At 67.1% G+C, this 12,833-nt stretch carries 11 protein-coding genes; 8 read left to right on the top strand and 3 right to left on the bottom strand.

Features of this window, described 5'->3' with window-relative positions:
* Window positions 1-18 precede the first annotated feature (18 nt).
* From ACZYX4_RS12980 to ACZYX4_RS12995, 4 genes are all read left to right on the top strand, one after another.
* On the top strand, window positions 19-1,551 hold the full coding sequence (locus ACZYX4_RS12980) for a PH domain-containing protein (protein ID WP_463876487.1): 1,533 nt from the start codon (window positions 19-21) through the stop codon (window positions 1,549-1,551).
* A complete protein-coding gene (locus ACZYX4_RS12985; RefSeq protein ID WP_463876489.1) occupies window positions 1,544-2,452 on the top strand; it encodes a Rossmann-like and DUF2520 domain-containing protein in 909 nt (302 codons plus the stop codon). Before ACZYX4_RS12980 ends, ACZYX4_RS12985 begins: the two co-directional genes overlap by 8 nt.
* Before the next feature lie 15 nt (window positions 2,453-2,467).
* The gene (gene panC, locus ACZYX4_RS12990) at window positions 2,468-3,367 is read left to right on the top strand and encodes a pantoate--beta-alanine ligase (RefSeq protein WP_463876492.1); all 900 of its coding nucleotides are present in this window, start codon (window positions 2,468-2,470) and stop codon (window positions 3,365-3,367) included.
* A 223-nt stretch (window positions 3,368-3,590) separates the two neighbouring features.
* Window positions 3,591-5,093, top strand: a complete 1,503-nt coding sequence (locus ACZYX4_RS12995) for a DHA2 family efflux MFS transporter permease subunit (protein WP_463876494.1) — start codon at window positions 3,591-3,593, stop codon at window positions 5,091-5,093.
* Between the two features lie 104 nt (window positions 5,094-5,197).
* Here the strand turns inward: ACZYX4_RS12995 and ACZYX4_RS13000 are convergent, their stop codons facing one another.
* Both ACZYX4_RS13000 and ACZYX4_RS13005 read right to left on the bottom strand, forming a co-directional pair.
* A complete protein-coding gene (locus ACZYX4_RS13000) occupies window positions 5,198-6,031 on the bottom strand; it encodes an alpha/beta fold hydrolase (RefSeq protein WP_463876496.1) in 834 nt (277 codons plus the stop codon).
* A 58-nt stretch (window positions 6,032-6,089) separates the two neighbouring features.
* The gene (locus tag ACZYX4_RS13005; RefSeq protein WP_463876498.1) at window positions 6,090-6,716 is read right to left on the bottom strand and encodes a thymidine kinase; all 627 of its coding nucleotides are present in this window, start codon (window positions 6,714-6,716) and stop codon (window positions 6,090-6,092) included.
* Window positions 6,717-7,081: 365 nt separating this feature from the next.
* On the opposite strand from ACZYX4_RS13005, the gene lysS reads away from it, so the two are divergent.
* From lysS to ACZYX4_RS13025, 4 genes are all read left to right on the top strand, one after another.
* Window positions 7,082-8,614, top strand: coding sequence for a lysine--tRNA ligase (gene lysS / locus ACZYX4_RS13010; protein WP_463876500.1), 1,533 nt, complete (start codon window positions 7,082-7,084; stop codon window positions 8,612-8,614).
* 2 nt (window positions 8,615-8,616) lie between these two features.
* On the top strand, window positions 8,617-8,805 hold the full coding sequence (locus ACZYX4_RS13015) for a hypothetical protein (protein ID WP_463876502.1): 189 nt from the start codon (window positions 8,617-8,619) through the stop codon (window positions 8,803-8,805).
* 138 nt (window positions 8,806-8,943) lie between these two features.
* Window positions 8,944-9,270, top strand: a complete 327-nt coding sequence (locus ACZYX4_RS13020; RefSeq protein WP_463876504.1) for a histone-like nucleoid-structuring protein Lsr2 — start codon at window positions 8,944-8,946, stop codon at window positions 9,268-9,270.
* 426 nt (window positions 9,271-9,696) lie between these two features.
* Window positions 9,697-12,189 carry an ATP-dependent Clp protease ATP-binding subunit gene (locus ACZYX4_RS13025; RefSeq protein WP_463876506.1) on the top strand — a complete coding sequence of 831 codons (2,493 nt, stop codon included), beginning with the start codon at window positions 9,697-9,699 and terminating at the stop codon, window positions 12,187-12,189.
* A 93-nt stretch (window positions 12,190-12,282) separates the two neighbouring features.
* Here ACZYX4_RS13025 and ACZYX4_RS13030 read toward each other — a convergent pair whose 3' ends face one another.
* Window positions 12,283-12,729: a Rieske (2Fe-2S) protein gene (locus tag ACZYX4_RS13030; RefSeq protein WP_463876508.1), complete on the bottom strand. Its 447-nt coding sequence runs from the start codon at window positions 12,727-12,729 to the stop codon at window positions 12,283-12,285.
* Window positions 12,730-12,833 lie beyond the last annotated feature (104 nt).

Raw genomic sequence — 12,833 nt, forward strand, 5'->3', positions numbered from 1 at the left:
TTCCGTGAGGGGAACACCGTGAAGCCGGACGTGGCCCCGGACGCGTCCGCCGGCGCGGGAACCCCCGACGGCGCGTGGCTGCGCGTGCACCCGGCCTCACCGTTCGTGCGCGGCTGGCTTGCGCTGGCCGCAATTGTCTTCTTCTTCTTCCGGGATACCTTCGAGCGGATGCTCCAGGGCGGCCCCCTCGTCGATGAGCAGCTCGCAGGTCGGGCCCCGTGGCTGCTGCTCGGCGGCGGGGTGCTGCTGCTGCTCACCGGGGCGGGCTACGTCCTGAGCTGGTACTTCACCCGCTACCAGGTGGCGGAAGGCTATGTCCGGATCAACACCGGATTCCTTTTTAAACAGCAGCGGCAGGCCCGGCTGGACAGGGTCCAGGCGATCGACATCGTGCAGCCGCTGCTCGCTCGGATCTTCGGGCTGGCCGAGCTTAAGTTCGAGGTCGCCGACGCCGGCGAGTCCGCGGTGCGGCTCGCCTACCTCCGCATGGACGAAGCGCGGCAGCTCCGGGCCACGATTCTGGCCCGCGCCTCCGGTGTGGTGCCGGACCCCGCGCAGCAGGGGGCCGCCGCAGCGGAGGCGCCCGAACATGCCGTGCTCACCGTCCCGCCCGGGCTCCTTATCGGATCCTTGCTCCTAAGCGAGCAGAGCGTCGTCGTCGTCATCGGCGGGCTGGCCTCGGTGGCGCTCTCCGCCGTCACCGAGAACCGCAGCTTCTATTTGTTCCTGATCCCGGCCGTGCTGGGCATGGTGGCCGCCTACTGGAACTCCATTAACAGGGGCTACAACTTCACCGCGGCCATTTCCCCGGACGGCATCCGGCTGCGCTACGGGCTGCTGGACACCCAGGCGCAGACCCTGCCGCCGGGCCGGATCCAGGCCCTGCGGGTCAGCCAGCCGCCGCTGTGGCGGATCTTCGGCTGGTACCGGATCCAGGTCAATGTGGCCGGCTACGGCGCGGCGGGAAGCGATGGCGAGACCTCATCCCGGACCACGCTCCTGCCGGTGGGGACCTTCCCCGACGTGCTCACCATGATCTCCCTGGTCCTGCCCGATCCGGGCACCCCGGACCCGGAGCGTATCTTCACCGCCGGGGTGGCGGGTTCCGGGCCGGCGGGTTCCGGGGCGGACGACGGCGGCTTCGTCACCACCCCGCGTCGCGCCCGGCTGCTGGCCCCGCTGGGCTGGCGGCGCAACGGATTCACCGCCACTGACACGGCCCTGCTGATCCGCTCGGGCCGTTGGTGGCGGCACCTCGTGGTGGTCCCGCACCAGCGCACCCAATCCATGGCAATGGAGCAGGGACCCCTGGCCCGGCGCTTCCGGGTGGTGGACCTGGTGCTGCACACCACCGCCGGGCCGGTGTCCCCGCGGCTGATCCAGGCCGGCCTCGACGAGGGCCGTGCACTGCTGGATGCACAGGCGGCCCGGGCCCGGGCCGCGCGCAAACGCCAGACCAGCGAGCACTGGCTGGACCAGGTCCGCCCGCTCATGGCCGGATCCTCCCGCACCGAAGAACCCAACAGTCAGGAAGACCGGCAGCATGGCTAAACCAGGACGACTCGGCATCGGAATCATCGGCGCCGGCAAGGTCGGCGCCGTCCTGGGGGCGGCGCTGCGCGGCGCGGAGCATGCCATCATCGGGGTCTCCGCGGTCTCGGACGCCAGCCGCGAACGCGCGGAGACGCTGCTTCCGGGCGTCCCGGTGCTGGACGTGCAGGACATCGTCGAGCGCGCCGAGCTGGTGCTCCTGGCCGTCCCCGACGACGCGCTCGGCCCGCTCATCGAGGGCCTGGCGAAGCTTGGCGCCTGGCAGCCCGGCCAGCTCGTGGCACATACGTCCGGCCGCTTCGGCGTCGGGATCCTGCATCCTGTCCGCGCCGCCGGCGCCGTCCCGCTGGCGCTGCACCCTGCGATGACCTTCACCGGGATGAGCCTGGACCTGACCCGGCTGCTGGACTGCACCTTCGGCGTCACCGCGGACGCCGCGATGCTGCCGATTGCCCAGGCCCTTGTGGTGGAGATGGGCGCGGAGCCGGTCGCGATTGCCGAGGCCGACCGCACGCTCTATCACGCGGCCCTCGCGCACGGCTCAAACCATCTCGTCACCCTGGTGGCGCAGGCCTCGCAGCTGCTCCGGGAAGTCGGCGTCGACGCCCCCGAACGCATGCTGGGACCGCTGCTGCGGGCGACCCTGGAGAACGCGCTGGCCTCGGGCGAATCGGCTCTGACCGGGCCGGTGGCCCGCGGCGATGTAGGCACCGTTGCCGCGCACGCCGAGTCCCTGCGGGAACACGACGGCGGCTCCGGCGGCGATATTCTGGAGGCGTACCTGGCCTTGGCCCGGGCGACGGCCCGCCGGGCAGAACGCCGGGGACTGCTGAAGCCGGAGCAACTCGGCGACATCACGCAGGCGCTCGAGGGCCCGGACCTCGACGGCCCGCAAACCTAAGGAAGGTCCCTGACTTTGGCGATCCAACTCGTGACCACGGCTGCCCGGCTCCGGGATGCAAGCGCCCGTCTGCTCAAGGAAAGGGGCGGCACCTCGCAGGGCCTGGTGCCCACCATGGGCGCCCTGCACGAGGGGCACGCCGAGCTGGCGCGCACCGCCGTCGAGCAGAACGACGTCGTGGTGGTGAGTATCTTCGTGAACCCGCTGCAGTTTGGCGAGGCTGGGGACCTGGACCGGTACCCCCGGACCCTCGAGGCGGACCTGGCGCTGCTGGACGCGGTGGGGGTGGACCTGGTGTTCGCTCCGGACGTGGACGAGGTCTACCCGGGCGGGGCACCCCGCGTCCGGATCAGCGCCGGCCCGGTGGCCGAGAAGTGGGAGGGTGCGTCTCGCCCCGGGCACTTCGACGGCGCACTGACCGTGGTGGCCAAACTGCTGCACTACGGGACGCCCGGCGCGGCCGCGGGTCCGGAACTGCCGGCCTACCGGGCGTACTTCGGCCAAAAGGATGCCCAGCAACTGGCCCTGGTCCAGCGCATGGTGGAGGATCTGAACTTCCCGGTGGAGATCGTCCCTGTGCCGATCGTGCGCTCCGCCGACGGCCTCGCGCTTTCCAGCCGCAACCGCTTCCTCTCCGCCGGGGAACGCCAGGCGGCGCTGGTGCTCTCGCGGGCGCTGCGGCTGGTCGAGGAACGGGCCAACGCCCACCAGCCCCTGGACCTTGAATCCGCGCGGGCGCTCGTGGAGTCCCAGCCGCTCGTGGACCTGGACTACTTCGAGGTGGTGGATCCCCGCACCCTGGAACCGCTGGCCGAGAACTGCCGGGAGACCCCGTTCCGCGGCGAGGGCCTGGCAATCATCGCGGCCACGGTCGGTCCGGTCCGGCTGATCGACAACGTCCCGCTGGATTCCTGACCTAACACCCACCACCACCACCACCACCACCACCACCAAGCAACGCGGGGTCAGATACGGCCCATGCCGAGGCCGTCCATGGACCATATCTGACCCCGCGTTGCAGTCCGGGCGCGGAAATTATCTCCACCGCGGGGAATTACCGTGGTGCATCGCAGGTTGGCACCTGTTGTAGCGGCGACGCTCGCCGACCCCACTTCAAAACTCCCTGAGGGAAATCCCTATGCCTACTGACGTCTCTTCAAAGCCCCCCGGCGATCCCGCGCAGGCCCAGGCCGCCGCGGAGGCCGCCGCGCCGCCGGCAAAGATGTCCCGGGAATCGGTCACCGTCATCGCCACCCTCCTGGTCGCCACGTTCGTGGTGATCCTGAACGAAACCATCATGAATGTCGCACTGCAGCGCCTGATGGTGGATCTTGGCGTCACCGCCCCTACCGTGCAGTGGCTGTCGACCGGTTTTATGCTCACGATGGCCATCGTGATCCCCACGACGGGCTTCATCCTGCAGCGGCTGTCCACCCGCGCTGTTTTTATGCTGGCCATGGGGCTGTTCTCCAGCGGCACGCTGCTCGCGGCGCTGGCTCCCGGATTCGAAATCCTCCTGCTCGCACGGATCGTCCAGGCCGCGGGCACGGCCATCATGATCCCCTTGCTGATGACCACTATCCTCACCCTGGTCCCCGTGTCACGCCGCGGCTTCGTGATGGGCAACGTGAGCATCGCCATCTCGGTGGCGCCGGCCATGGGCCCCACCGTGTCCGGACTGATCCTTGAGCACTTCTCCTGGCGCTTCTTGTTTGTCTTTGTCCTGCCGATCGCGCTGGCCGCTTTCGCCATCGGCGGCCGGTACCTGACCAATATCGGCGAAAAGGAAAAGACGCGGCTTGACGTCCTGTCCGTACTGTTGACCGTCCCCGCATTCGGCGGGATCGTTTACGGCCTGAGCCAGATCGGCGGCGAGGGCGGCTCGCCTGCCATCGTTGCCCTGGCCGTGGGCGTCATTGCCATGGTGGTGTTTGTTCTCCGCCAGCTGCGGCTGCAGAAGTCCGAGGCGCCCCTGCTGGACCTGCGGGCGTTCACCTTCCGGATGTTCACGGTGTCCGTGCTGCTGCTCGTCGTGGCCATGATCGCGCTGTTCGGCTCCGTGATCCTCCTGCCTTTGTACCTGCAGGAGATCCGCGGTCTGACGTCGCTGGAAACCGGGCTGGCACTGCTGCCCGGAGGCCTCGCGATGGGCCTGCTGGGCCCGTTCATCGGGCGGCTCTTTGACAAGGTCGGCCCGCTGCCGCTGACTGTCACCGGCTCCTCCCTGCTCGTGGTGGCCCTGTTTCAGTTCTCCCTGCTCGATGCGGGCACGCCGGTCGGGTGGATCGTCACGCTGCACGTGGGCCTCAGCCTGGGGCTGGCTCTGATCTTCACACCGGCTTTCACCACCGGGCTGAACCCGCTGCCGCCGCACCTGTATTCCCACGGCTCGGCCATCATGGGCACCCTGCAGCAGGTTGCCGGGGCCGCCGGAACGGCGCTGCTCGTCTCGATTTACGCGGTGGTGTCCGCCAGCGCGGGAATGGTCGCGGGAATGCACGCCGCGTTCCTGACGGCATCGGTCATCGCCGTCGCCGCCGTCGTCCTGTCCGCGATGATGCGCAAGACCCCCGCCGTGGACCACCCCGCAGCCGTGGACCACCCCGCAGCAGTGGACCAACCCGCCGCCGCCTCACGCTAATCCGGTCCAGGCCCGCCCAACCCAACGCGGGGTCACCTAGCGCCCATCCGGCCGCCCGGAAGGGACGCGAAGTGACCCCGCGTTGGGTTGGTGCGGCGTAGGAGCTAGCTTGCGAAGAACTCGCTGAGTTCGGAGATGAGCTTGTCCGGTGCCTTGTTGACGCCGTCGTGGCCCATGCCCGGCAGGACCGTGTAGCTGGAGCCGGAGAGGACATCGTGGATCTGGGCGCAGGCCACGCCGAAGTACGCCGGGCTCCTCTCGCCGACAATGATCAGCGTTTCCAGCGGCAGCTCCAGGAACGGCTCGGCCGGCATATCGGCGGCGATGATGGCCTTGATCTCCCGGACCCCGGTCGTCATCAGCTCGCGCATCTGCTTGCCGAGCGGGGTGCCGGCGGCCAGTTTGTTCGCCAGGGTCAGCATGGACAGCGGCATCCGGGACAGGGCGCTGCCGGTTTCGAGGCCCCGGAGCAGGACGGCGAGGGCGCGGTCGTCGTCGCCGGCCGCCGTCGCCTTCTCATATTCGGTGGTCCAGTCCGCGGTGACGCTGTGGTTCACGGAGACGGCCGGGTCGTACACGGCGAGGCGCTCCACCGGCAGGGTGCGGGCGGCGTGCAGCGCCACCGCGCCGCCGAAGCTGTGCCCGAAAATGTCTGTGCTGGAGGTGTGCTTCATCACCGCGTCGAGGTCTTTGATATCCACATCGAGGGTGTAGTCCTCCGGCTGCGGCGACGAGGAGCCGCGGCCGCGCCGGTTGAAGGTGTGCACCGGGCGCCCCAGGGCCGCGCTGAGCTTCTGGGCGAAGCGGGTGTAGTCGGCAGCAGTCACCATTGAGGCCGCTACGACGACGACGCCGGAGCCCGCCGAGGCCAGTTCGGCACCCGTGCTGAAAAGCTCGATCGTTCCGCCGTCGGGGGTTCTGATGTTCTCGCGGGTCATGGTCAGAGCCTAGCCGAGGCTGCCGCTACGGCGTAGTAGGGTTCCTGGACGCCGGGGGCTAACCGCCCAGCCGCCCGCCGGAGACCTCGAGGTAGCAGGAGCCGCACAGCGACTCGTACCAGACGTCCTGGCCGTCGATCGCGACCTGGTCGCCGTCGAAGACCACCCGGTCTCCGGCCCGGCGGGTGTTGAAGATGGCTTTGCGTCCGCAGCGGCAGATGGTCTTGAGTTCCTCGAGGGTGTGCGCGATTTCCAGGAGCCGCAGCGATCCCGGGAACGCCCGGGTGCGGAAGTCCGTGCGGATGCCGTAGGCCAGCACGGGAACGTTGTCCAGGACGGCAATCCGGAACAGGTCGTCCACCTGGGCCGGTTCGAGGAACTGCGCCTCGTCCACCAGCAGGCAGGCCACCGGCTGCGTGTCGACGTGCTCCAGAAGTGCGTCGGGGTCGTCCCCGTGGGCGTGGGCGGTGAACACCTCGCGGGCGGACGACCCGGCCGGGATCAGGAAGTCCACCGACCGGGTCATGCCCAGGCGCGACACGACGTCGGCGTCGCCCTTGGTGTCCACGTCCGGCTTGGCCAGCAGGACCCGCTGGCCGCGCTCCTCATAGTTGAAGGCGGCCTGCAGCAGCCCCGTGGACTTGCCGGAGTTCATTGCGCCGTAGCGGAAGTAAAGCTTGGCCAAGGGGGTCCTTTCGAGAGGGTCGCCCACCGATTGTAAAGGCGCGCCGCTCAGCGGCCCAGCTTGAGCCGTCGCCTGCGCGCCGGGAGGGGCCGCGGGCTCCATTCGCCGGCGAGCAGGAAGCGTGCCGCCGTGCACGACGACGATTCCCGGCCCCGGCGCTGCCCAGGTCGCTTGTCCGGGATGGGATCCGGGCGGAGCGGCGGGGGCCGCGGTTGCGGCGGTTACCGGGCCCGCCCCTGGCCGGAAGGAACGCAGCCCGAGGTGCCCCTCGCCGTCGCCGGTGCCGATGGTCCGCGTCTCCACAGCCCCGAGTCCATGGCCGAACGGGACCGGTCCGATCAGAATCCCCGGTAAACTTGGGGATTGTGACTTCCCAAAACACCGCAGCCCCGAATACCGCCGCCGATTCCCATGAAGCCAGCGAGCAGACCCGCATCCGCATGGAGAAGCGCGCCAAGCTGATCGAGCGCGGCGTCGAGGCATATCCGGTGGGTGTTGAGCGCACCCATTCGCTGGGTGAAATCCGGGAGAAGTACGCGCACCTCCAGGCCGACGAAACCACCGGCGACGTCGTCGGCGTGACCGGCCGCATCGTCTTCATCCGCAACACCGGCAAGCTCTGCTTCGCCACGCTCCAGGAGGGCGGCGTGGACGGCAAGGCCGTGCGGCTTCAGGTCATGCTGAGCCTGGCCAACATCGGCGAGGACGCGCTCGCAGACTGGAAGGCCCTGGTGGACCTGGGTGACCACGTCTTCATCAAGGGCGAGGTCATTTCCTCGCGGCGCGGTGAGCTCTCAGTCATGGCCGGGTCCTGGTCGATGGCGTCCAAGGCGCTGCGCCCGCTGCCCGTCCTGCACGCCGAGCTCAACGAGGAGACCCGCGTCCGCCAGCGCTACGTGGACCTCATTGTCCGCGACGAAGCCCGCCAAATGGTCTACACCCGGGCCGCGATCACCCGTTCCATCCGCGAGACACTGCACCGCCAGGGCTACGTCGAGGTGGAAACCCCCATGTTGCAGCTGGTCCACGGCGGCGCCACGGCCCGTCCGTTCGAGACGCACATGAACGCGTTCGACCAGAAGATGACGCTGCGGATCGCCACCGAGCTGTACCTCAAGCGCACCGTTGTCGGCGGGATCGACCGGGTCTACGACATGGGCCGCGTCTTCCGCAATGAGGGCGTGGACTCCACCCACAGCCCGGAATTCACCACCCTGGAAAGCTACGAGGCGTGGGCCGACCAGTTCGTCATGGCGGACCGGATCAAGGAACTCATCCTCGAGGCCGCCGACGCCGCCGGCGTGGGCCGCGTCCTGCAGACCGAGGCCGGGGAGATCAACCTCGACGGCGACTGGGCCTGGATGGCGGTCTACCCGGGGCTCTCCGAAACCGTGGGCCAGGAAATCACCCCGGAGACCCCGGCGTCGGAACTGCTGGCGCTCGCCGCCAGGCATGAGGTCAAGGTCGACGCCAGCTGGGATGCCGAAAAGCTCGTGGTGGAACTCTTCGGTGAACTCGTCGAACCGACGCTGCTGAACCCGACCTTCGTTTACGACTACCCGCCCTCCGCCCAGCCGCTGGCCCGCCAGCACCGCGAGGACGACCGGCTGATCGAGGCCTGGGACCTCATCATCGGCGGCATGGAGCGCGGCACGGCGTTCTCCGAGCTCATTGACCCGGTGATCCAGCGCGAACGGCTCACCGAGCAGTCCCGCCGCTCCGCCGCCGGCGACGTGGAGGCCATGCAGCTGGATGAGGACTTCCTGCGGGCCCTGGAATACGGTGCCCCGCCAATGGGCGGCATCGGGCTGGGCATCGACCGGCTCGTGATGCTCTTCACCGGGGCCGGCATCCGCGAGACAATATTGTTCCCTCTGCTGAAGCCCGAAGGACACTGACCATGGAGTACATCGCCGTATTGCTTCCCTCCGTGGTCGTCGGCCTGATTTTCTGGTTCGCCATGAAATCGATTTTCAATGCCGACAAATCCGAACGCCAGGCCGAAGCGCGGGCCCAGGCGGAAGCTGACGAAATGGCCCAGGCGCCCGATACGCTCCGCAACGAAGGCCATTCCAACGGCCCGAACTAATAGCGGGCTATTCGACCTTGGGTTTTCCTTCGGAAACTCTTTTTCACTTTGACTCGTTGCCATAAAGCGGAGGATACTTTTAGGCAGGTAAATCCTGCTTTTCCTAAATACTCATCCCTTTTGGAAAGAGAGTCTTTAATGGCACAGAAAGTAAAAATCATCCTCGTTGATGATCTAGATGGCGGATCCGCGGACGAAACCGTCCGGTTCGGCCTCGACGGAGTCAGCTACGAAATCGACCTGTCGGCGGAGAACGCTTCCGAGTTGCGCTCTGCAGTTGAGCGGTTTGTCACCCACGCACGCAAGACGTCGAGCGGCCGCGCAACCCGCAGCAAAATATCGTCCGGCCGGAACCAGGACTCCGCCCAGATCCGTCAATGGGCCCGCGATAACGGCTATGCGGTAAACAGCCGCGGACGCATCCAGGCTGAAATTCAGGAAGCCTACCAAAAGGCGAATTCCTAGCTGTCAAGGAAGAACCTCTCGTCGTGGACACGGCGCGGCGGCGCAATACCGATGACTTTGCCCCCGCTTTGGTCGGGGGCATTGTCGTGTGTGCCCGCAAGTGCTGGAGCCGCCTCCGTACGTTCCAGCCCAGTTGCCGGTCAAAGAAGGGGGCGGGACGCGCGGGCGCGCCGATCATTCTGGGTTTCGGCGGAAGTAACTGGGCAGGAGCGCGCCGGGCCCGGATTTGATCACGCAGGCAGACGGTCGGGCACTCGCCGCCGCAGGGCAAGGCCAGCCGGTGCCGTCGCCGGCTCCGGCGGGCCGGCGTTTGCGCCCCGATGTGACGCGTCTGCGGCGCTCCGGTTTCCCCTGTGGCGAACAAGCCCCAAATTTTGAACCGGGCCACGTAGCATCAAAGTACGTCGTAGCTAGGAGTGTGGCGAAATGTTTGAGCGATTTACTGACCGTGCCCGTCGCGTGGTTGTGCTTGCCCAAGAAGAGGCACGCATGCTGAACCACAATTACATTGGTACTGAACACATCCTCTTGGGTCTGATCCATGAAGGTGAAGGTGTTGCTGCCAAAGCCCTTGAGTCCTTGAGCATTTCGCTCGACGGCGTCCGCGAGCAGGTACAGGAGATCATCGGCCAGGGCCAGCAGGCCCCGTCCGGACACATCCCCTTCACCCCCCGCGCCAAGAAGGTCCTGGAACTCTCGCTCCGCGAGGCCCTGCAGCTGGGACACAACTACATCGGCACGGAGCACATCCTGCTCGGCCTCATCCGCGAGGGTGAAGGTGTTGCCGCCCAGGTGCTTGTCAAGCTCGGTGCGGACCTCAACCGCGTCCGCCAGCAGGTCATCCAGTTGCTCTCGGGCTACCAGGGCAAGGAAACCACCGGTACCGGTGCTGGCCCGGGCCTGGCCGAAGGCACTCCTGCCGGTTCCGTCGTCCTGGACCAGTTCGGCCGCAACCTGACCCAGGCTGCGCGCGAGAACAAGCTGGACCCCGTCATCGGGCGCGAATCCGAAATGGAACGCGTGATGCAGGTCCTGTCCCGCCGCACCAAGAACAACCCCGTGCTGATCGGTGAGCCCGGCGTCGGCAAGACCGCCGTCGTCGAAGGCCTTGCCCAGGCGATTGTTCGCGGCGACGTTCCGGAGACCATCAAGGACAAGCAGCTGTACACGCTGGACCTCGGGTCCCTTGTGGCCGGTTCCCGTTACCGCGGTGACTTTGAAGAGCGCCTCAAGAAGGTCCTCAAGGAAATCCGCACCCGGGGCGACATCATCCTCTTCATCGATGAGATCCACACCCTGGTGGGTGCCGGCGCCGCCGAGGGAGCCATCGATGCGGCCTCGATCCTGAAGCCCATGCTGGCCCGCGGCGAGCTCCAGACCATCGGTGCCACCACGCTGGACGAGTACCGCAAGCACATCGAGAAGGACGCCGCGCTGGAACGCCGTTTCCAGCCGATCCAGGTCAAGGAGCCCTCTGTCGCTCACGCGGTCGAGATCCTCAAGGGACTTCGCGACCGCTACGAGGCTCACCACCGTGTCACCATCACCGACGGCGCCCTCGCCGCGGCAGCGAGCCTTTCCGAGCGCTACATCTCGGACCGTTTCCTGCCCGACAAGGCGATCGACCTGATCGATGAGGCCGGTGCGCGGCTGCGCATTCGCCGGATGACGGCCCCGCCGGAACTCAAGGTCATGGACGAGAAGATCGCCGCCATGAAGCTGGAGAAGGAATCCGCGATAGACGCGCAGGACTTCGAAGGTGCCGCCTCGCTGCGCGACAAGGAACAGAAGCTCATTGCCGAGCGTGCCGAGAAGGAACGCCAGTGGAAGACCGGCGGCATGGACGACGTCTCCGAAGTTGATGAGGACCTGATCGCTGAGGTTCTGGCGAACTCCACCGGCATTCCGGTCTTCAAGCTGACCGAGGAAGAGTCTTCGCGACTGCTGAAGATGGAAGACGAGCTGCACAAGCGCGTTGTCGGCCAGGACGAGGCCATCAAGTCCCTGTCCCAGGCGATCCGCCGCACCCGTGCTGGCCTGAAGGACCCGAAGCGTCCGGGCGGTTCGTTCATCTTCGCCGGTCCCACCGGCGTCGGCAAGACCGAGCTCGCCAAGGCCCTGGCCGAATTCCTCTTCGGCGAGGAGGACGCCCTGATCACCCTCGACATGTCCGAGTACTCGGAGAAGCACACGGTGTCGCGTCTCTTCGGTGCCCCTCCGGGCTACGTGGGCTACGAGGAGGGCGGGCAGCTGACTGAGAAGGTCCGCCGTCGTCCGTTCTCCGTGGTCCTGTTCGACGAAGTGGAGAAGGCGCACGCCGACCTCTTCAACTCGCTGCTGCAGATCCTGGAAGACGGCCGACTGACCGACTCCCAGGGCCGCGTTGTGGACTTCAAGAACACCGTGATCATCATGACCACCAACCTCGGCACCCGGGACATCTCCAAGAGCGTTGCCACCGGTTTCCAGTCCGGCACGGACACGCAGACCGGCTACAACCGGATGCGGGCCCGCGTCACGGAGGAGCTCAAGCAGCACTTCCGTCCCGAGTTCCTGAACCGTGTTGACGACGTTGTGGTCTTCCCGCAGCTGACCCAGGACGAGATCATCGAGATCGTGGACATGTTCGTCGGCCGGCTGGAGAAGCGCCTCAAGGACAAGGACATGGGCATCGAGCTCACGCCCGCGGCCAAGATCCTGCTGGCAACCCGCGGCTACGACCCCGCGATGGGTGCCCGGCCGCTGCGCCGGACCATCCAGCGCGAGATCGAGGACCAACTCTCCGAGAAGATCCTCTTCGGCGAAATCCATGCCGGCGACATTGTTGTAGTGGATGTGGACGGCGAAGGCGACGACGCCAAGTTCACCTTCGCCGGCAACACGAAGCCACGCATCCCGGAGATCGCTCCGAGCGTCTAGGCATCAACCGCCAGGGCGCCACGCCAAAAGGCCCCGGCCGCTTCCTTCAAGGAAGCGGCCGGGGCCTTTTGGCGCTAGCGCGGAATGGCGGTGTCAGACGCTGACGGTGATCCATTCGCCGTCGATGGCCGCTTTCAGCTTGGCCAGTGGCGCCTGTGCCGGACCGTTGGCCACGCTGCCGTCGGATCCCTTGAAGGAGGAACCGTGGCAAGGGCATTCGAAGTCTTCTCCGGCAGGAGCCACCGGACAGCCGGCATGCGTGCAAGTCGCGTCGTACGCCAGGACAGTCTGCTCATCCTTACGGAAGATCACCACCGTCTTGCCGTCCATTTTTCCGGTGGCTGTGCCGCCCACCTTCACGTCGCTGAGCTTGCCGAGCCTGACCGCGGTGCCGGCCGGGGCAGAGGTGCCGGCTGCGGCAGTGGAAGCCGGGGTGTCGGTCGTGGAAGCGGCGCAGGACGAGAGGGCCAGGGCGCTGCCGCCCATGGCACCGGCACCGCGCAAGAGGGAACGTCGAGGCAGGGACTTTTCAGGGTTCATGGCTTCATCATGCCAGCAGTCGCTGATAGCCCCCAGCGATTCCGGGACATTTCAATGTGAAAGTAGTGTTTCACTCTGAGTGAACGGGGTGTGATCTGGCCTGC

This window comes from Pseudarthrobacter leeuwenhoeki (assembly GCF_055412885.1).

What these genes read in the sequence shown, in the direction of transcription:
- ACZYX4_RS12985 (WP_463876489.1), top strand. Translation starts at nt 1,544, where the DNA reads ATGGCTAAACCAGGACGACTCGGCATCGGAATCATCGGCGCCGGCAAG.
- ACZYX4_RS12995 (WP_463876494.1), top strand. Translation starts at nt 3,591, where the DNA reads ATGCCTACTGACGTCTCTTCAAAGCCCCCCGGCGATCCCGCGCAGGCC.
- ACZYX4_RS13000 (WP_463876496.1), bottom strand. Translation starts at nt 6,031, where the DNA reads ATGACCCGCGAGAACATCAGAACCCCCGACGGCGGAACGATCGAGCTT.
- ACZYX4_RS13015 (WP_463876502.1), top strand. Translation starts at nt 8,617, where the DNA reads ATGGAGTACATCGCCGTATTGCTTCCCTCCGTGGTCGTCGGCCTGATT.
- ACZYX4_RS13020 (WP_463876504.1), top strand. Translation starts at nt 8,944, where the DNA reads ATGGCACAGAAAGTAAAAATCATCCTCGTTGATGATCTAGATGGCGGA.
- ACZYX4_RS13025 (WP_463876506.1), top strand. Translation starts at nt 9,697, where the DNA reads ATGTTTGAGCGATTTACTGACCGTGCCCGTCGCGTGGTTGTGCTTGCC.
- ACZYX4_RS13030 (WP_463876508.1), bottom strand. Translation starts at nt 12,729, where the DNA reads ATGAACCCTGAAAAGTCCCTGCCTCGACGTTCCCTCTTGCGCGGTGCC.